We start from the raw sequence: 19941 nt of genomic DNA on the forward strand, positions 1-19941 counted from the left end.
TGTATTATAATATATATATGTACAATATAAAATTGTAACAGTGGTGGAATAGTAATATGTCCTAGCAGGACTGGCGGAATTGGCAGACGCACTATCTTGAGGGGGTAGCGGTCAAGGACCATACGAGTTCGAGTCTCGTGTCCTGCACCACAAAATAATAGAAATTAAAAAATCATATACGATTCGTATATGATTTTTTAATCTTATAGCCCTAGTGAATAATACTTTATACAAAAAGAACCTCCATATATTTCTTTGTATATAAGACAAAGAAACTATAGAAGGTTCTTTTGTTATTAAAAATTTTACCAGCCCTGAGGCAATATATTCATTAAGGATAGAGTTGCATATACAGCTCCTCCACAGTATAATATGATTATTATTGATTGTATAATAGGATGTGCTAAGGCTCCACTAGTCCATTCAGGTTCCTTATCGCCAAGTTTTCTTGCTTTTTTCAACATTAAAACAGGCAATATAGACATTATCGCTCCAGCATAAGCTCCTGCAAAATAAAGAGCATTTACGAAACTTCCAAATTTACTATATGCTAGTAGAAAAGGTGGAACGGCCATAATTAATATTGCAATAGTCCTATATTTTGGGTCTGATTCTGAAGGAAATTTAAGCTTGTCTATTATATTGGTAAAATAAGTTCCACCAATAGCCCAAAAAGAAGTTAACATTGAACATAGTGCAAATCCATTAGCAACAAAAGCTGCCCATTGACCTAATGCTTTTCCCCAAGAAATAGTGGCAATTTCAGAAATATTATCTGGTCCACTAAGTCCTAATGCTACTGCAGGTACTATAGCTAAAATTAAACCAGTTGTAACCATACCAGTTGTTATAGCAGCAGGTAATTTTTTAGCATTTCCTGATGCTACAAAGCCCCTTGCAAGTTCAGGAACACAATATTGTGATACATAGCAAAATATTGTCATACTAAATACCGGTATTGAGTAATATATATTATAGAAAGTAATATATTCTATATTAATGCCAGGACCTATGAAAGTTGCAACTATTAATAATCCCAACAAAACAAACATTCCTGCTAAGATATATTTTTCTGCAGTTCCGATACATTTTAAACCTACCCAAATGACCCCAACTGCAGGAATAAAAAACAGTAGACTACCTAATAAAGGTGGTATCCCAAAAAGGTCACATAAAATTTCTCCACTACCTGTGGTATAAGCAATAAGGCATCCCAATGCATTTATAGTAACTGCAATAAAAATTGCCCATGATCCAAGTTTTCCTAAATACTTTTCAGCTAATCCACTTAATTGTAGTGGCTTTTTAGTCCTAAATGTTACTTCAGCCAAATATAACATAGATATAGTAGTACAAATGCCTGCAACTACTAGACAAGTTACTAAAACAGGCCATCCAGCCTTACGAGATGCATAGGCTAAACTTAATATCCCAGCTCCAAGATTGCATCCTACAATAATGGATACTCCTTCCCAAAATGTAAGAGGTTCTGCTCTTAAGGCACCTTCATGCGTTTCTGAAGACATTTCCTTATTGGTAGTTGGTACAGTTGTAGTATTCTTTGCGTTATATTTATTTTGTATGTCCAAACTATTCACTCCTTTATAATAAAATTAGTATCTTTATCTGTTTAATTATCATTTATAAAAGTTCTTCAAATCCTTCTGTGGTATAAGGTTTTCCTGCTCTTTTTAATTCTAAGTTCTTAATTAATGCCTCATAACGTTTACTGGTAATTGGATAAGCAACAATGCTTAAAGCACATATTAGTGCTAGTATTCCTGGGTACAGTGTAAACAAGGAATCGATTGCATCCAACGCCTGTTGAGTTTGATTTAAACCTAATGCTGGATCGTAATTTGCAAAATGAAGTACAAGTCCTATGAATTGTCCTACTAGGGCTCCACCTAATTTTCCAAAGAATGAAAAGTATGCCATTAGCATTCCTTCTCTTCTTTTTCCATATTTAAATTCATCTACGTCTGTTACGTCATACAATAGTGTATAAATTAAAGTCCAATATCCTGCTGCTCCTATATTTCCTAAACAAGCATAAATAACTGTTCCTCTTAATGTAGTAATATTTATGAACTTAGCAGCTATCATAACAACTCCTGCAATAGAAAGACATCCGATAAACACACTTCGCTTATCAAACTTCACTGCGATTTTAGCTAATGCAAGAGCTATGATCATACCGGATATACCAACGCCTGCATATACTAAGGAAGCTTCAGTTTCTCCCATGCCAAGGTGATATTGGACATAGTACATAGTGGAGGTTGTCCAAACTGTATAGCACATATAGAAAACTAAATCAGCTAATAGAATAAATAAATAAGGCTTTATTTGCATAATCTCTTTTACATCTTGGATAACGGATTGTTTCTTATCTTTTTCTTTTGGATCTTCTTCAATGATGATTTCCTTACCTCTTGTGGTTCTCCAACATATTAGTGCACAAACAATAGCAATGCTAGCGATAATAACAACTGCATATTTCCAAGATTGTGCATCACTTAATCCTTGGGCGTTGAATTTACCTATTAAAAATGTAGGCAATGCACTTGCACAAAAAACTCCGATAAAATTAAAAAATTGGGCAATACCACGTAGTTCTGTACGTTCATTGTTATCTAAAGTTAAGCAGCCACCTAGAGAAAAAAATGGAATGTTATAAGCAGTATATGCAGTCCAAAATGCCATAGCTAAAAGAGTATAATAAACATTTTTTCCTACTCCCTCGAAATTTACAACAGTAAAAAGCAACATCATTGTAATACCCAATGGAAATGCAGAACCCAATATAAAAGGTCTTCGTTTTCCATATTTGCATTTAGTATTGTCTGACCAGCTACCAATAATTGGATCTGTTACTGCATCCCACAATACTGCAAGAAGAACTACAGTACCTGCATATTTAGGACTAATTCCTGCAACATCTGTTAAGAAAAACAATAAGAATCCTGCAACAAAATCGTAAGCAATTGCATCGGCAGTACCACCAAATGAATAACCTATCTTGGTACCAAAAGACAACTTCCTATACAATGAATCTTGGTCATTAGATGAAGCATTTGAATTCACTGAATCTATCATGTTTTTTCCCCCTTTGTTTTTGTATACACTAAGAATAATATTTAGTAGTGTTAGTTTATTTATAATGCAATAGTTGTACCAAGGGTCAAATAGCATTGATAATACATTGTCATAAAGGAATTAGCTTTATTTAATTTTGTATTATTTATCAAAATTAACAAGTGTTTGATTATTAAACTTTATCAAAATATTATTGAAATAGTAGAATTGGAGGGTTCATATAACATTTATCAATTATGGCAATAGATTTATCATATTTGACAAATACAATAATTAAGTAATATATAACAATTCGAGTTATTTTTAGTGATATAAATAAAAAAGATTAAACAATTTATTGTAAGTTCTATTAATAGAATGAATAATATTAATAACAAAAGCATATCGAACAGTTGAACAATTATTAGAATTGTAATATAGTAATATTAAATAAAAAAAATTAATAGTAAATGTCGAATTATAGAGAATTATTATACTATAATCAAATATTAATACTTATATTGAAGCAATTCAAGCTACTTTATTTTTATAATGCTTTCCATAGAAGTGAATGTTGCTGGGATTTAACATTTTGAATATATCAAGGAGGGGTTCTAAATGACTAAGCTATTGACAATTCAAAATACTGCTCAAGCAATTGCAGAAGCTATATCAGCAGCTATAGAGATAGAAACAGAAATTGTTGATAATAGGTTAAATATTGTAGCAGGTACCGGAAGATATTATGAAAAGATTGGTAAAATAGAAGAGGAGGGTGATATAAATTCAGGTGAAATATATGGATTGGTTTTGCGTACAGGAAAAGAATATATTATTGAGGATGCAATTAACAACCCTATTTATTTGGGTAGAGAAAATGAATTAGCAGAAGTATGCTGTCCAATTAGGATGGAAAACCAAATAATCGGTTTAATTGGGCTTGTTGCATTTACTCAAGAACAGAAAAACATGTTAATAAACAAGCAAGATAGCTTATTGAATTTTACTAGAAAAATGGCTTTTCTTCTTGCTAGTAGAGTTGCAGAAGTACAAATATCAAATGCCATGGAGACTATATTAGAATCTATTCATGACGGTATCCTTTCAGTAGATAATAATGGAATAATCATATCTTGTAATATTAGGGCTGAAAAACTAATTGGCAAATCTAAAGAAGAATTAGTTGGAAACCATTTAAAGGAGTTTTGGCCGGACAGCTCTGTAATGGATGTTATTCGCACAGGAGTAGGATATACTGACAAAGAAGAAATTTTCACTGCTTCTGATGGGAAACAACTGCATTTTATTTCCACTGTATCCCCTATTCATATTCGTAAGGAAAAAAATGGATGTGTTAGAAAAAACAAATGTAATGGTGCTGTTATTTCATTTAGAGATATTAAAGAAATAAAGAAGATGCTCTATGACATGACCGAAAAAAACCCTAGTTCTTCTATAGATGAATTCTTGGGAGAGAGTGCACAAATACATAATTTAAAAGATAGGGTACAAAAAATTGCAAATGGAAATTCTACAGTACTTATTACAGGAGAAAGTGGTACTGGTAAAACACTTTTGGCCAAATCCATCCATTTTGCTAGTTCTCGAAAAGAAGCTCCTTTTGTTACTGTAAATTGTGGAGCTATTCCAGATAATTTAATTGAGAGTGAACTTTTTGGATATGAGCCAGGTGCCTTCACAGGAGCAAAGAAAAACGGGAAGCCAGGAAAATTTGAATTAGCTGATAAAGGAACCATATTCTTAGATGAAATTGGAGATATGCCTCTCCATCTTCAAGTAAAATTATTAAATGTCTTACAGCAACATAAGTTTGAAAGAATAGGTGGAACAAGAGAAATTTCAGTTGATATAAGAGTTATTGCTGCTACAAATCTTGATCTTGAACAAATGGTGGTGAATGGCGAATTTCGTGAGGATCTGTATTTTAGATTAAATGTAATTCCTATTAACATACCACCTCTTCGAGAGCGTAAAGAAGATGTTAGAATTTTACTTGAACATTCATTAAACAAATATAACAATTTATTAAATAAGGAAATTGATGGATTTGATGATAATGCTATGGAATTGTTATTGAACTATAGCTGGCCTGGAAATGTCAGGGAACTTGAAAATGCAATAGAATATACAGTTAATATGGAAGAGGAAAATAAAATTACAGTGAATAGTTTGCCCCCGAAGCTGAAGCATGTACAAAAAAAACAAACAGGTGTATTGCCTCTTGAGATACAGTGTAGACAATTAGAGAAAAAAATTATTGTAGATTGTTTAGAGAAAACTGGTTGCAGTGTAGAAGGGAAAATAAAAGCTGCAGATTTACTGGGAATTAGCGTATCAACTCTATACAGAAAGATTCGGGAACTAAATATAGAATTATAATAAAATTATTTTTTATCAGAAATGATAAATTGTTTATCATTTCTGATAAATACTCAACAAATAGGTAAACGCTACCATGTTCTTTGCATTAACAAAAATAATAGTAAATATTAATTTACTATTTTTAAAAAAAGTAATTGGTAATATGTTTATATTTTCTTTATGAAAGCAGTATGTGTAAAATTTTATGCATATTGCTTTTTTATTTGCAATAGATTTAACAAGGCATAATTACAGTGTTTGGTAGTGTTTTAGCTATTATTATATGAAAATTCATGAGTAGGATATGCTCATTTGATTTTATTCTGGCATAAATGTTGCAACGATAATATTGTGAGTTCAAAATTAAAAAAATAAAGAAAGAAGGAGAGATAAAAATGGGAGAAATGAAAGGTAAAGTAGTTATTATAACAGGTGGATCAGGTGGAGTAGGAATAGCTACAGCTAAAAAGTTTTTAGAAAATGATGCAATTGTTTATTTGTCAGATATCAGTGAAAAAAATCTAAAAGCTGCAACAGAAGAATTAAGCAAAATGGGAACTGTAAAATATGTTGTGACAGACGTTTCAAAGGTTTCTGATATTGAAAATTTAATTGATACAGTTGCAAAAGACGCGGGAAGAATTGACGTAGTAGTTAACAGTGCAGGTGTATGGGTTGAAGGAAATACTGACGAAATGACAGAAGAAATGTGGGATAGAACAGTTGATGTAAACCTAAAAGGAACTTTCTTTATGTGTAGCCGTGCTATACCAGAATTAGAAAAAACAAAAGGTTGTATTGTAAATGTTTCCTCTGATGCAGGAGTTGGTGGAAATCCAGGAGATGCAATTTATAATGCTTCAAAAGGTGGCGTAACATTGCTTACAAAATCATTAGGATTAGAATTAGCTCCAAGACAAATTCGAGTAAATGCAGTAGCACCAGCAGATATAGAAACTCCAATGCTAGCAGGTCAAGCAAGAGATTATGGTGGAGGAGATGAAGACGGTTATTATAAAGATTTATTAAAAAAATACCCTGCAGGAAAACATGCTCGTTTCATTAAACCTGAAGAAGTTGCTGAATGTGTATACTTTTTAGCTTCTCCAAAAGTTGAACCAATTACATCACATACATTATCTATAGACTGGGGTTTAACAGCAGGATATTAATAACTTGCTTTTAAGAAAAAAGGGAGGAGATATTCAATGGATAAAACAACATTTGTTCATCCTTACATTCCAAATTCAGTCCCTGAAATCAAGAATGAAATGATGAAAGAAGTAGGCGTAGAAGACCTAGAAGAACTTTATTGTGAAATTCCAGATCAATTAAGGTTTAAAGGGAAATTGAATTTACCAGAAGCAATTCCATCAGAATATGAACTAAAAAGGCATTTAGATGAAATACTAGATAAAAACACTACTTGCAATGATTATCTAAACTTTCTTGGTTCAGGATGTTGGCAACACTATGTACCTGCAGTAGTAGATGAAATACTTGGACGTGCTGAGTTTTTAACTGCATATAGTGGAGCTGAATATTGTGACTTAGGTAAATGGCAAGCTAGGTTTGAAGCCCACAGTCTTTTAGGAGAACTGTTAAATTTTGATGTTGTATCAGAATCCACTTACAGTTGGGGAAATGCAGCAGGACTTGCTATTCGTATGGCATCAAGAATAACAGGTCGAAACGAAGTTTTAATTCCAAAGTCTATTTGTCCTGATAGATTATTAGAGATTAAAACATTGTGCCAGCCTGAAAATATGGAAAACTCTATAAAGATTAAACTAATAGAATTTGATAAGGAAAGTGGATTATTAGATTTACAGGATTTAAGGAATAATATTTCAGATAAAACAGCAGCAATATATTTTGAAAATCCTTCTTATCTTGGATTTATAGAAGAACAAGGGGAAGAAATATGTAAAATTGTAAAAGATCACGGAGTTTTATCTATAGTTGGAGTTGATCCAATTTCCTTAGGAATAATGGCTCCTCCAGCAGATTACGGAGCAGATATGGCTTGCGGAGAAATCCAGCCTTTAGGTATTCATATGAATTGTGGTGGTGGACAAGCTGGTTTTATAGCATTTAGAGATGATGATGTATACATTTCAGAATGTCCATTGCTAATCTATAGTATGGTAGAGACTGAAGAAGAAGGTCAATATGCATTTACAGAAATTCGGTCGGAAAGAACCTCTTATGCTGCAAGAGATAAAGCCAAGGATTGGGTTGGAACTGCATCAGGATTGTGGACTATAGGTGCAGGGGTATATCTTGCATTAATGGGCCCTCAAGGAATGAAAGAAACTGGAGAAACAATCATTCAAAATGCAAATTTCGCTAGAAAGCTAATCAATGAAATAGAAGGTGTAAAAGTACTTTTTAATACAACATTTAAGGAATTTGTTGTGAATTTTGATGGTACAGGAAAAACAGTAGCAGAGATAAACAAAGCGTTAGAAGATAACGGAATTTTTGGAGGTAAAGATCTAACTGAAGATTTTCCTGAGCTAGGAAACAGTGCTTTATATTGTATTACTGAAGTGCATACAAAGCAAGATGTTTATAAGCTTGTAGATGCCCTGAAGGAGGTACTGAAATAATGAAAAACGTAAAATTAAAAAGATATCACTCTGCTGCATGGGATGAACCATTAATTTTTGAAAGAGGAAATAAGGGAGAACGAGGGATTATTCCACCTCAAACAGATATAGAAATAAAGAACAAAGTGGGAACTGCTGAACAATTACTCCCAAAGAATATGCTTAGAAAAACCAGTTTAGATTTGCCTGAAATTTCTCAATATCATGTTTTACAGCACTACTTACGATTATCTCAACAAACTATGGGAATGGATCTAGGTATAGATATAGGAGAAGGAACTTGTACAATGAAGTACAGTCCTAAAATGCATGAGCAAATGGTAAAAAGAATAGCTGATATTCATCCGTTACAACCTGAAGAACATTTACAGGGGATATTTGAAGTTGTATATAAATTAGAACAATTCCTAAAGGAAATATCAGGAATGTCAAAATTCACCTTCCAGCCTGGCGGTGGAGCTCATGCAACATATACAAATGCTTGTTTAATGAGAAAATATCACGAATCTCGTGGAGAGCTTAATCAAAGAGATGAAGTAATAACAACTATTTTCTCTCATCCATGTGATGCAGCTACTCCAGCTACAGCAGGTTTTAAAGTAATTACATTAATGCCTGATGAAAATGGATATCCTGATTTAGAGGCACTTAAATCCATTGTATCAGAACGAACTGCTGGAATAATGTTCACTAATCCAGAGGATACAGGGATATTTAATCCGAGAGTAGCTGAATATGTAAAAGTTGTCCATGATGCTGGTGGGTTATGTTTTTATGACCAAGCAAATGCCAATGGAATTTTGGGAGTTGCTAGAGCCTTTGATGCAGGATTTGATGGATGCCACTTTAACCTTCATAAAACTTTCTCATCTCCTCATGGATGTGAAGGCCCCGCATCAGGAGCCTATGGTGTTAGAGAAGAGCTAGCTAAATATTTACCTGTACCAACAATTGAATTTGATGGTGAAAAATATTATCTTGATTATGACAGGAAAGATAGTATTGGTAGAGTTAGAAGTTTCTATGGAAATGTTCAATGCGTGTTAAGAGCATATGCATGGATCATGAGCCTTGGAGCAGATGGGCTTAGAATGGTTTCTGATATTTCTGTTCTTAACAATAACTATTTAGATAAATTATTATTAGAAATTGAAGGGGTAAGTAGACCATACGCTGAAGGAAAAAGAAGACTTGAACAAGCAAGATATAGCTTAGGAAAACTAAAAGAAGATACGGGCGTGGGGACAGAAGCCATTAGATATAGATTAAGTGACTATGGAGTTCAAGGTTATTGGATGAGTCATCATCCATGGATAGTTCCTGAACCATTTACTCCAGAGCCTTGTGAAACCTATTCAAAAGAAGATATTGAATACTGGGCAGCTGCAATGGCCCAAGTAGTTGGAGAAGCTTATGAAGATCCAGAATTTGTATTAAATGCTCCTTATAATCAAGTTGTTAGGAAGATGACGGATCTATCTATACTAGAAGATCCAGATAGATGGGCTCCTACTTGGAGGGCTTACAAAAGGAAATATAACAAATAATAAATATAGACTATAATTTTTGTGCTAACCTTAAAGTCATAGGTGATACCTGAAAAATGTCTTTCAGGTATCATCTAATTATAGAGTATTATTATTGTAGTTTGACATATTGAGTTTGGGTTAGGAAAGAAAGATAAAAATCTTATGAATAAGGTATAATATTAGGATTATCTCAAAAATATTTAAAAAGGGGTTGATAATAATGAAAAGACTAGGTTTAATAATAAATCCAATAGCTGGAATGGGTGGAAAAGTAGGTTTAAAAGGGAGTGACGGTATAGATACATTAAAAAGAGCTATTGAATTAGGAGCTGTACCTGAAGCATCAGAAAAAGCCTGTCACTCATTAGAAAGGTTAACATCAATTAAAGATGAAATTGAAATAATTACGTATCCCTATGATATGGGAGAAAATCAGGCTAATAAATTTGGATTTACAACAAGAGTAATAGGACAAATTACAAAAGATAAAACAACCCCACAAGATACTGAGAAAGCCGCAAAGCAAATGCTTGACTTAGGTGTAGATATGATTTTGTTTGCGGGTGGTGATGGAACTGCTCGAAATGTATATAATGCAGTAGGCAATCAGATTCCGGTATTAGGGATCCCCACTGGAGTAAAAATTCATTCTGGGGTATTTGCAACTACCCCTAGAAATGCGGGACATGTGGTTTTAGAGTACCTTACTGAAAGTCCAAAGATAGAAATAAGAGAAGCTGAGGTCATGGACATTGATGAGGAGGCGTTTAGACAAGATCGCGTTTCAGCCCGCCTTTATGGTTATATGCAAGTTCCATATGAAAGAAATCTTGTCCAAAGTGCCAAGGCGGGAAGTGCCAAAGGAGAAAATGTTTCCATGGGATCTATTGCTTCTGAAGTAATTAATAGTATGGAAAAAGACGTTTATTACTTAATTGGACCTGGAACAACAACTAGAGCAATTATGCAAGTTCTTGGCTTAAAATATACATTGTTGGGAGTAGATGTTGTTTGTAACAAGAAAATAGTGGCACTAGATGTAAATGAAACACAGTTGTTAGAGTTAATAGAAAATAGGAGATCAAAAATTGTTGTTACTGTCATTGGTGGACAAGGATATATATTTGGGAGAGGAAACCAACAATTAAGCCATAAGGTTATCAGAAAAGTTGGAAAAGAAAACATTATTGTTATTGCATATGAAAATAAATTATTACAGTTAAATGGGAAACCTTTGCTAGTAGATACAGGGAATAATGAAGTCAATAGAATGTTATCAGGATATGTAAAAGTTGTAACCGGCCAAAATAAAAAAATAGCGTATAAAGTAAGTCATTAGTATAAATTTGAATCAATTTCCTGCCAATAATCATATACGTTATGTATATGATTATTTTGAGTTTTTTAAGTTTATGGTAAAATATACTTAACAAACTTTGGTAAGGATGATACAAATGAAGGATAGACATATTATCCATGTGGATATGGATGCTTTTTATGCCCAGGTAGAGCAAAGGGATAATCCTAACCTAATTGGTAAACCGGTAATAATTGGTGGAACAAGTACCAGGGGAGTAGTATCTACTGCATCTTACGAGGCAAGAAGATATGGAATTCATTCAGCTATGCCTATAAAGACTGCAAGGAAACTATGTCCAGATGGTATATATTTACCAGTAAACATGAGAAAATACGAAGAAGTCTCCAAGGGAATCCACAGTATATTTAAAAGATATTCGAATATTTATGAACCTATTTCTATAGATGAGGCTTTTTTAGATGTAACTGGCAAGGATAGCTTAAAGGTTGCTAAAGATATAAAGAAAGATATTAGAGATGAATTTAGGTTAACAGCTTCTGTAGGTATATCCATAAATAAATTTTTAGCAAAACTAGCTTCAGAAGTAAATAAGCCTGATGGTTTGTATATTATAGAGAAAGACAAAATATTATCATTTTTAAGTCCATTACCCGTTACTAAACTTTGGGGAGTAGGGCCTAAAATGGAGAGAGAGTTAAATAAACTAGGGGTATATTATATAGGGGATGTACAGAATTATGATGTAGATGTACTAATATCCCTATTTGGAAAACGAGGGAAAGAGTTGTATGAATTTTCCTATGGGATAGATGATAGACCAGTGGAACCCCATAGTTTAAGCAAATCTATAGGAGAAGAGGAAACATTTTTAGAGGATGTTCATGATCTAGATGTATTGATTTATACTTTAAAGGATTACTCTGCTAATTTATCTAATGAACTTATGAAAAAGGGATATTTAGCTAGGACCATTTGCGTAAAAATTAAATATAGCGATTTTTCCATAGAAACGAGAAGTATGACATTAAATATTCCCACGAGAGATGAAGATATAATATTTGCAACGGCCAAGTATATACTGTTGAATAAATTTAATATAAACAATAAAGTTAGGCTTATAGGGCTTACTCTTTCAAATTTAATATACCCTGAAGACCCAATACAATTGAGCATGAATATTTGAAAAAGCTTATAGCGTTTGATATTTAACAATCTAGCGTGTAAATTACCAGATAATACAAAAATATAATAAAATATGACCAGAATATTTCCTTATGTAAATTAGTGTATAGGCTATTTCTATCCAACAATTGACCTTGGATAATGATATCGTTAAAAAAATCTCAATACGTCTATGGGGTATACATATACCCAAAAGAATGTTATAATAAACAATAAGAATACGTAATATAAGCCCCTTTGGGCTTGTTTATAATGTAGGGAGGTATTATAAAGTATAGGATTTTGAGGGCAAAAATGCCTTTATTTATTATTAACTAAAGAATAGAGAAAACGAGGTGGAAAGGATGAACTTGAAAAGTTTTACTTTTAAAGGTGGGGTTAGCGTGCCAGGCCATAAGGAACTTACAGAAAAGTTGCCATTAGAAAGAGCCAAAGATCCTACCGTTGTAACTATTCCATTACATCAACATACTGGTGCTCCATGTGAAGCGCTAGTAAAAGTAGGAGATGAAGTAAAAGTAGGCCAAAAAATTGGCCAATCAAATGCTTTTGTTTCAGCACCAGTTCATTCATCTGTATCTGGTATTGTAAAAAGTATTACGCCTATGGCTATACCTACCGGTCTTACAGTAAATTGTGTTGTTGTAGAGTCAGATGGAAAAAATGAATTACATGAATCGGTAAAAGCTCCAAATAGTTTGGAGGAATTGTCTTCTAGGCAAGTTATTGACATAATAAGAGAAGCAGGTATAACGGGTATGGGTGGAGCAGGTTTCCCAACTCATGTGAAATTATCACCGCCGTCAGGAAAGAAGATCGATACCATTATAATAAATGGTGCTGAGTGTGAACCCTATATAACTGCAGATCATAGAATTATGGTGGAGGAACCTGAAAAGGTAGTATTTGGATTAAAAGCAATTATGAAAGCTATGGAAGTAGAAAGAGGCATTATTGCTATAGAAGAGAATAAACCTGATGCAATAGAAGCTTTAAAAGCTGCTAGCAAAGAACAAGGAAGCATTAATGTAACCTCTTTGAAAGTTAAGTATCCTCAAGGAGATGAAAAAAGGTTAATAGATGCTACTCTAAATCGTCAGGTACCTTCTGGTGGACTTCCCATGGATGTAGGGGCTGTAGTTTGCAATATATCAACTACTAAGGCCATTGCAGAAGCATTAGAGGCAGGAAAACCTTTATATGAAAGGGCAGTAACCGTTACGGGAAATGGGATTAAGGAGCCTAAGAATCTAATTGTAAAAATAGGAACTAGTTTTAAGGATGTAATAGAACAATGTGGTGGATTTAATGAAGGAGCTCCAGGGAAGATAATCATGGGAGGACCTATGATGGGAATAAGTCAATTTTCAATAGATGTACCAGTTATAAAAGGATCTGGGAGTATATTGATATTGACGGAGGAAGAAGCAAAACCTGTAGAGATGTCTCCTTGCATAAAATGTGGAAAATGTATTGAGGTATGTCCAGTAAATTTACAGCCATTGTATTTGAGCAATTATTCATTAAAAGGAAGATTTGATAAAGCAGAGGAATTCCATGCTCTAGATTGTGTTGAATGTGGATCATGTTCATATATATGTCCAGCAAAAAGACCATTAGTTGAGTCTATTCGGGTAGCAAAACGAGAAATAGTTGCAAAAAGAAAAAAAGCTAACTAGATAGGAGGATAAGAAATGGATAGTAAAGTAATAAATACATCTAAAGCTGAGGAGGTAGCTTTAGAAAACAAGTTATTAGTTTCTTCATCTCCTCATATAAGATCTAATGAATCTGTACAGAGGATTATGTTAGATGTAATAATTGCACTTGTTCCTGCCATGATAGGCAGTGTATACTTCTTTGGAATAGATGCATTGAAGTTAATCTTAATCTCCGTTGCATCATCGGTTTTATTTGAGGGAATTATTCAAAAAGCCTTTAAAAAGAAGGTAACAATAAAGGATTTATCAGCAGTTATAACGGGGATATTAATTGCATTCAATTTGCCTGCAAGCGCACCTTGGTGGTTGCCAGTAATAGGCTCAGCATTTGCGATTATCATAGTAAAGCAATTTTTCGGGGGCTTAGGCTCAAACTTCATGAACCCAGCTCTAGCAGCTAGGGCAATGCTTCTGACATCTTGGCCTGCCCATATGTCAACCTTCACAGGGACAAGACCAGATGTAGTAGCATCGGCTACGCCTTTAGCTATAATGAAGTATGGTATGGCAGCTGATGGAGCTGCTTCTGCAACTGTGGAAGCTGCAACTTCTGCTTCTCAAGCGGCAGGTGCAGAACTGCCTACACTAATGGATATGTTCATCGGGAATATTCCTGGTGCCATAGGAGAAACCTCTGCACTATTGCTATTGATAGGGGCTGCATACTTAATAATAAGGCAAGTCATTGACTGGAAGATACCAGTGTTTTATATTGGGACAACCTTTATAATGTTAGTATTGTTAGGAGTTGAAACAGAGTTTCTACCTTATCATATGTTAGGTGGTGGATTAATTCTTGGAGCTTTCTATATGGCTACAGATTATGCTTCATCGCCAGTAACTCCTATGGGGAGGGTTATATTTGCAATTGGTGCAGGAATACTTACTGCCATTATCCGTGTAAAGGGTGGATATCCAGAAGGAGTATCTTATTCAATACTTCTTATGAATGTAGCAACTCCAATAATTGAAAAGTTTACAAGCCCTAAAGTATTTGGGGAGGTGAAGTAAATGAGCGAAACATTGAAATTAGGTTTAATATTATTTATTATAACGGCTGTTTCAGCTTCAGTTTTAGCAGTTTCAAACAATATTACTGCACCAAGAATAGCAGAAGCTGATAGAATAGCAGACGAGAAAGCAAAGGTGGAAATACTACCTCAGGGAGATGACTTTAAACCTTTAGATGAAGGAAAAGCAAAAGCTATAAAGGATGAAAATCCCAATGTCCTTGAAATCTTTGAAGCATATAATGGTGGCGATTTGGTAGGTTACACCATTAAAAATATCGCAAAGGGCTATGGTGGAGATATTGAGATTATGACGGGTATATCGGTAGAAGGAAAGATTACAGGAATTAAAATATTGAATCATTCGGAAACTCCTGGCCTTGGCGAAAATGCTACTAAGACATATTTCTCCGACTCCTTTAAGGATAAATCTGTTGACCAAGAGTTGGTTTCAGCTAAAAAACCTGAGGGAGACAATGAAGTTCAAGCTTTAACTAGCGCCACTATGACTACCAATGCAGTATTAGATGGAGTGAATGCTGCTCGTGAAATATATAATTCTAAACTAGCTGACTAGATAATCGATGGAGGTGTAGATAGTGAAGTTATCCAAAGTGTTTTACAATGGATTGATAAAAGAAAATCCAATATTTGTACAACTAATAGGTATGTGTTCGGTTTTAGCAGTAACGTCTTCAGCTATTAATGGCTTAGCTATGGGATTGGCAGTTACCGGAGTATTAGTTGGTTCAAATTTGGTAATATCTCTTCTTAGAAAGGTGATTCCAGATAAAATTCGTATACCAGCTTTTGTAGTGGTTATAGCAACTTTCGTTACTATTGTTGAGATGTTTATGAAGGCATATACTCAAGAACTATACAATGCTCTAGGTATATTTATTCCATTAATAGTAGTTAACTGTATCATATTAGCAAGAGCAGAGGCCTTTGCATCTAAAAATGGCGTGTTGGCTTCAGTAGTTGACGGTTTAGGTATGGGTCTTGGATACGCCCTAGCTTTATTAATACTAGGTAGCTTAAGAGAAATTATTGGTGCTGGAAGTATATTTGGGAAACAGCTATTTGGTCCTTCCTTCGAACCAGCATTGATCTTCATCATGCCCCCGGGAGCCTTTATTTTGTTAGGAATATTGATAGCTATCTTTAATAGTATAAGGAATAAAAAAGCTACTACGGAATCTAATTAAAGGGAGGGAAGGAAATGAACGTATTTACAATATTGATTAGTACCATATTTGTCAACAACTTCGTATTAGCTCGTTTTTTAGGTATATGTCCTTTTTTAGGTGTATCCAATAAAACGGAAACGGCAACGGGGATGAGCATCGCAGTAACTTTTGTAGTTACTTTATCATCTATAATAACTTATGGTATTCAAAAAGCTATTTTAGTTAAATTTGGTTTAGAATATCTTCAAACCATAGTATTTATTCTAGTCATTGCAGCGTTGGTTCAGTTTGTTGAAATGGTAATGAAAAAAACCAGCCCAACTTTATATAGTGCATTGGGAGTGTACCTTCCCTTGATTACTACCAACTGCGTGGTTCTTGGAGTAGCTATATTAAACATACAAGAAGGTTACACCCTAGTTGAAACCATATTTAACGCTATAGGGGCATCCATTGGCTTTGGTATAGCCTTAGTGTTGATATCTGGAATAAGGGAGCAACTAGAATTTATCGATGTTCCAGAAGCTTTGCAGGGTTTTCCTATTGCGTTGATAACAGCAGGTCTTATGTCCATTGCCTTTTTAGGATTTAATGGACTTGTGTAGGAGGTGGAAAGATGAGCATAATATATCCAATAACCGTATTAGGAGGATTAGGGCTATTATTTGGAGTAAGTTTATCCTTAGCTTCTAAGGCGTTTTCTATAGAAACGGATCCAAGAGTAGACGATGTTAGAAAAGCTTTACCAGGTGCTAACTGTGGTGGTTGTGGTTTTCCAGGTTGTGATGGACTAGCATCAGCTATTGTTGCAGGAGAAGCACCAATAGACGCATGTAGTGTTGGTGGTGCCCCAGTAGCAGAAGTAGTAGCTGATATTATGGGGGTAAATGCCGCAGAGAGTACTAGATATGTAGCTACAGTTCTTTGCCAAGGGGACTGTGATAAAGCTAAACAAAAATATGTATATGATGGAATTATGGATTGTAGGGCGCAGAACATACTGGCCGGTGGAAGTAAATCTTGTTCCTACGGTTGTTTAGGCTGTGGTACTTGCAAAGATGTTTGTGAATTTGATGCAATACGAATTATTGATGGAATTGCCGTCATAGATAAAGATAAATGTACATCTTGTAAAAAATGTATCGGAGTGTGTCCAAAAGGAATTATAGAATTGGTGCCATATGAACAAGAGGTAATCGTAAAATGTAAAAGCAATGAACCTGGAAAAATGGTTAGAAGCAAATGTAACATTGGATGCATCGGTTGTAGAATTTGTGTTAAGAATTGTCCTGAAGAAGCCTTTATATTTGAAAATAATTTAGCTAAAATTGACTACGACAAATGTATTAACTGTGGAATTTGTGCAGAAAAATGTCCTACTAAGGCTATTTGGTCTAGCTTAGAGCTAAAAAAGGTGGTAAATCAATAATTTAGAGCCTATATTTTTTAGGCTCTTTTATTTTTAATGTAATTAATTTATAATATATAGAGTAAGTTGACTTCACAATTATTTATGATGTTATTGAGTTTAAAACATTGTGTTTTGTGAGATATGTAGGTCAAATTCATGCTCCTATTGGAATATAATTCTAACTTGTAAATGAAAAGTATAAATGATAAACTAGTTATGATATACACAAATTTAATACCTAAAATTAAAGGGTGAACATGTTGACAAAAGGGGATAAATATCTAATAATCTTTATTATAATCATTAGTTTATTATCATTAGTATATGTAAACAAATCTGCTTTAAATTATAGACAGAAATATGTAAGTGTTCAAGTAGATGGGCAAGAGGTAAAAAAAATAATTTTCGATAAAAATATGGTTGGAAAAACTATTCCCATTGAAACGGAATTTGGCTATAATTTAATAGAAATTGGTGACGAAAAGGTAAGGGTAATAGAAGCTGATTGTCCTGATCAGTTAGATGTGAAACAAGGCTATATATCTAAAACAGGAGAAATTATTGTATGCTTACCAAACAGGTTGGTAATTGAAATTAAAGGTTTAGATGATGAAAGGGATGTAGACTATATAAGCCATTAAAGGTGGAATAAGGTTATGAAAGGTTTAAAAAAGTTAATTTTCTTATCATTATTAGTTTCTATTGGGCTGGCCTTGAGTATTATTGAATCTATGATGCCGGTACCCTTTGTAGCTCCTGGAGCAAAATTAGGGCTGTCAAATATGGTTATATTAATTACCCTAGTGCTATTTGGATTTAAAGAAGCCTTAACAGTAGGAATCCTTAAATCTATAATATTCACCTTAGCTGTAGGTAGTGTCTCAAGTCTTTTTTATAGTTTGTCCGGTTCCCTTTTAAGTTGTTTAACTATGTACGTAGTATATAAGAATTTTTCAAAGGTGTTTAGTCTCATAGGAGTTAGCATATTTGGAGCTATAGCACATAATTTCGCCCAAGTATCCGTTGCAAGCATTATGATGAACAACATAAGAATCTTCTCCTATTTACCTATACTCCTATTGACTAGCCTTTTTACAGGATATTTTGTGGGGTTAACTTCTATATTTATTACAAAGAATTTAAAAAAAACCTTTAAAACTATATTTTTCTGAACTATAAGGTGATACAATGAATACCATAGTACTTGCATCCTCTTCTCCTAGGAGAAGAGAACTTTTAAGGAAATTTAATATAGAACCTATTATAGCAAAAGCGGATATCCATGAGAGAATACATTCACATGAAACAGTGGAGCAAATTGCCATGGGATTAGCTTTTGAGAAAGCCAATCAATTAACAGATAGGTTTAGCAATGGAGAAATAATCATAGGTGCTGATACTATCGTAGCATGTGATGGACAAATCCTCGGGAAGCCAAAGGATGAGGAGGAAGCCATAGATATGCTCAAACTTTTAAGTGGCAGGCAGCATGTAGTGGTGACGGGTATTAGCATAATAAAGTTGAATACCAATATTAAGATCATAGATTATGAAAAGACCATAGTAAAATTTAGAAAACTTAGTAATGATAAGATATTAAATTATATAAAAACAAAGGAATATATTGACAAAGCTGGAGCTTATGGTATACAAGGATTAGGAGGAATATTGGTAGAAAGGATTAAAGGATGTTACTTCAACATCGTAGGTTTACCTATATATAAATTAGACATTTTATTAGAGAAGCATTTTGACATAAGCTTATTATAATAAAGTGCGGTGATATATTATGGAAAAAGATCTAAATATAAACAAAAGTTATACTATAAAGGATCTTCCTTTAAATGAAAGGCCCAGAGAAAAATTATACAAGTACGGGGTTAAATCCTTATCCAATGCGGAACTGATTGCCATAATCATTAGAACAGGCTATGGGGATGATACTGCAATTGACTTAGCTAATAGAATTCTCAGCATGGATAGAAGTGGAATAAGTTATCTATCCCATGCTACTGTGGAAGAATTGACTGGCATAAGAGGAATTGGCAATTGCAAAGCAGCTCAAATAATAGCAGCTATTGAGTTAGGAAAAAGGATATCTAGTTATGGAGGAGAAGATAAGATAAAAGTTGATTCGCCTATGGTAATTGTCCAGCTATTGATGGAGGAAATGAGATATTTAAAAAAGGAGTATTTTAAAATAGCAATTTTAGATACTAAGAATCAGATAATTAGCGTGGAGAATATTTCCGTAGGCAACTTAAACGCCTCTATAGTACACCCTCGGGAAGTATTTAATATAGCTATAAAGCGTAATGCCAATTCGGTTATCTTAGTACATAATCACCCTAGTGGTGATCCAACACCAAGCACAGAAGATATAAATATTACTCACAGACTTATAGATGCAGGAAACATAATTGGGATCAAAGTTTTAGATCATATTATTATTGGTGATAATAAGTATATAAGTTTTAAACAAAGAAATATTATCTAGTTTATAGA

General features: G+C 33.8%; 18 protein-coding genes and 1 tRNA gene. 17 read left to right on the plus strand and 2 right to left on the minus strand.

Going from position 1 to position 19941, the window contains the following annotated elements:
• The first annotated feature begins 64 nt into the window (after positions 1–64).
• A tRNA-Leu gene (locus C3E88_RS05935) sits at positions 65–150 on the plus strand.
• Positions 151–305: 155 nt separating this feature from the next.
• On the opposite strand, the gene C3E88_RS05940 is transcribed toward C3E88_RS05935, so the two are convergent.
• The gene (locus tag C3E88_RS05940; protein ID WP_236909251.1) at positions 306–1589 is read right to left on the minus strand and encodes an aromatic amino acid transport family protein; all 1284 of its coding nucleotides are present in this window, start codon (positions 1587–1589) and stop codon (positions 306–308) included.
• Positions 1590–1641: 52 nt separating this feature from the next.
• Complete coding sequence (locus tag C3E88_RS05945; RefSeq protein ID WP_236909252.1) at positions 1642–3099, minus strand: MFS transporter; 1458 nt, start codon at positions 3097–3099, stop codon at positions 1642–1644.
• 597 nt (positions 3100–3696) lie between these two features.
• Between C3E88_RS05945 and C3E88_RS05950 the strand changes: the two genes are divergently transcribed.
• From C3E88_RS05950 to radC, 16 genes are all read left to right on the plus strand, one after another.
• Positions 3697–5478, plus strand: a complete 1782-nt coding sequence (locus C3E88_RS05950) for a sigma-54-dependent Fis family transcriptional regulator (RefSeq protein WP_236909253.1) — start codon at positions 3697–3699, stop codon at positions 5476–5478.
• A 377-nt stretch (positions 5479–5855) separates the two neighbouring features.
• A complete protein-coding gene (locus tag C3E88_RS05955; protein WP_236909254.1) occupies positions 5856–6632 on the plus strand; it encodes an SDR family NAD(P)-dependent oxidoreductase in 777 nt (258 codons plus the stop codon).
• Between the two features lie 36 nt (positions 6633–6668).
• Complete coding sequence (gene gcvPA, locus C3E88_RS05960) at positions 6669–8072, plus strand: aminomethyl-transferring glycine dehydrogenase subunit GcvPA (RefSeq protein WP_236909255.1); 1404 nt, start codon at positions 6669–6671, stop codon at positions 8070–8072.
• Entirely contained in the window at positions 8072–9619 is a 1548-nt protein-coding gene (gene gcvPB, locus C3E88_RS05965; protein WP_236909256.1) for an aminomethyl-transferring glycine dehydrogenase subunit GcvPB, read from the plus strand. Before gcvPA ends, gcvPB begins: the two co-directional genes overlap by 1 nt.
• A 202-nt stretch (positions 9620–9821) precedes the next feature.
• Positions 9822–10940, plus strand: a complete 1119-nt coding sequence (locus C3E88_RS05970) for an ATP-NAD kinase family protein (protein WP_236909257.1) — start codon at positions 9822–9824, stop codon at positions 10938–10940.
• Positions 10941–11055: 115 nt separating this feature from the next.
• On the plus strand, positions 11056–12105 hold the full coding sequence (locus C3E88_RS05975; protein ID WP_236909258.1) for a DNA polymerase IV: 1050 nt from the start codon (positions 11056–11058) through the stop codon (positions 12103–12105).
• Positions 12106–12454: 349 nt separating this feature from the next.
• Positions 12455–13783: an electron transport complex subunit RsxC gene (rsxC, locus tag C3E88_RS05980; protein WP_236909302.1), complete on the plus strand. Its 1329-nt coding sequence runs from the start codon at positions 12455–12457 to the stop codon at positions 13781–13783.
• A gap of 15 nt (positions 13784–13798) precedes the next feature.
• Positions 13799–14836 (plus strand): RnfABCDGE type electron transport complex subunit D, encoded by a 1038-nt coding sequence (locus tag C3E88_RS05985; RefSeq protein WP_236909259.1) that lies wholly within the window; start codon positions 13799–13801, stop codon positions 14834–14836.
• Positions 14837–15412, plus strand: a complete 576-nt coding sequence (locus C3E88_RS05990; protein WP_236909260.1) for an RnfABCDGE type electron transport complex subunit G — start codon at positions 14837–14839, stop codon at positions 15410–15412. It abuts the gene before it with no gap.
• 22 nt (positions 15413–15434) lie between these two features.
• The gene (rsxE, locus tag C3E88_RS05995) at positions 15435–16043 is read left to right on the plus strand and encodes an electron transport complex subunit RsxE (protein WP_236909261.1); all 609 of its coding nucleotides are present in this window, start codon (positions 15435–15437) and stop codon (positions 16041–16043) included.
• Positions 16044–16057: 14 nt separating this feature from the next.
• Complete coding sequence (gene rsxA / locus C3E88_RS06000; protein ID WP_236909262.1) at positions 16058–16630, plus strand: electron transport complex subunit RsxA; 573 nt, start codon at positions 16058–16060, stop codon at positions 16628–16630.
• A gap of 11 nt (positions 16631–16641) precedes the next feature.
• A complete protein-coding gene (locus C3E88_RS06005) occupies positions 16642–17454 on the plus strand; it encodes an RnfABCDGE type electron transport complex subunit B (protein ID WP_236909263.1) in 813 nt (270 codons plus the stop codon).
• Positions 17455–17696: 242 nt separating this feature from the next.
• Positions 17697–18077: a NusG domain II-containing protein gene (locus C3E88_RS06010; protein WP_272878458.1), complete on the plus strand. Its 381-nt coding sequence runs from the start codon at positions 17697–17699 to the stop codon at positions 18075–18077.
• 15 nt (positions 18078–18092) lie between these two features.
• Positions 18093–18608 carry a Gx transporter family protein gene (locus C3E88_RS06015; protein WP_236909264.1) on the plus strand — a complete coding sequence of 172 codons (516 nt, stop codon included), beginning with the start codon at positions 18093–18095 and terminating at the stop codon, positions 18606–18608.
• Positions 18609–18624: 16 nt separating this feature from the next.
• On the plus strand, positions 18625–19206 hold the full coding sequence (locus C3E88_RS06020) for a Maf family protein (RefSeq protein WP_236909265.1): 582 nt from the start codon (positions 18625–18627) through the stop codon (positions 19204–19206).
• A 19-nt stretch (positions 19207–19225) separates the two neighbouring features.
• Positions 19226–19933, plus strand: a complete 708-nt coding sequence (gene radC, locus C3E88_RS06025) for a RadC family protein (RefSeq protein ID WP_236909266.1) — start codon at positions 19226–19228, stop codon at positions 19931–19933.
• Positions 19934–19941 lie beyond the last annotated feature (8 nt).

The organism is Clostridium sp. Cult3 (genome assembly GCF_021655115.1).
Lineage (GTDB): Bacteria > Bacillota > Clostridia > Tissierellales > Tepidimicrobiaceae > PPXY01.

Excerpts from the sequence above, each read along its gene's own strand:
- C3E88_RS05945 (WP_236909252.1), bottom strand. The coding sequence starts at position 3,099 with ATGATAGATTCAGTGAATTCAAATGCTTCATCTAATGACCAAGATTCA.
- C3E88_RS05950 (WP_236909253.1), top strand. The coding sequence starts at position 3,697 with ATGACTAAGCTATTGACAATTCAAAATACTGCTCAAGCAATTGCAGAA.
- C3E88_RS05955 (WP_236909254.1), top strand. The coding sequence starts at position 5,856 with ATGGGAGAAATGAAAGGTAAAGTAGTTATTATAACAGGTGGATCAGGT.
- gcvPA (WP_236909255.1), top strand. The coding sequence starts at position 6,669 with ATGGATAAAACAACATTTGTTCATCCTTACATTCCAAATTCAGTCCCT.
- gcvPB (WP_236909256.1), top strand. The coding sequence starts at position 8,072 with ATGAAAAACGTAAAATTAAAAAGATATCACTCTGCTGCATGGGATGAA.
- C3E88_RS05970 (WP_236909257.1), top strand. The coding sequence starts at position 9,822 with ATGAAAAGACTAGGTTTAATAATAAATCCAATAGCTGGAATGGGTGGA.
- C3E88_RS05975 (WP_236909258.1), top strand. The coding sequence starts at position 11,056 with ATGAAGGATAGACATATTATCCATGTGGATATGGATGCTTTTTATGCC.
- C3E88_RS05985 (WP_236909259.1), top strand. The coding sequence starts at position 13,799 with ATGGATAGTAAAGTAATAAATACATCTAAAGCTGAGGAGGTAGCTTTA.
- C3E88_RS05990 (WP_236909260.1), top strand. The coding sequence starts at position 14,837 with ATGAGCGAAACATTGAAATTAGGTTTAATATTATTTATTATAACGGCT.
- rsxA (WP_236909262.1), top strand. The coding sequence starts at position 16,058 with ATGAACGTATTTACAATATTGATTAGTACCATATTTGTCAACAACTTC.
- C3E88_RS06005 (WP_236909263.1), top strand. The coding sequence starts at position 16,642 with ATGAGCATAATATATCCAATAACCGTATTAGGAGGATTAGGGCTATTA.
- C3E88_RS06015 (WP_236909264.1), top strand. The coding sequence starts at position 18,093 with ATGAAAGGTTTAAAAAAGTTAATTTTCTTATCATTATTAGTTTCTATT.
- C3E88_RS06020 (WP_236909265.1), top strand. The coding sequence starts at position 18,625 with ATGAATACCATAGTACTTGCATCCTCTTCTCCTAGGAGAAGAGAACTT.
- radC (WP_236909266.1), top strand. The coding sequence starts at position 19,226 with ATGGAAAAAGATCTAAATATAAACAAAAGTTATACTATAAAGGATCTT.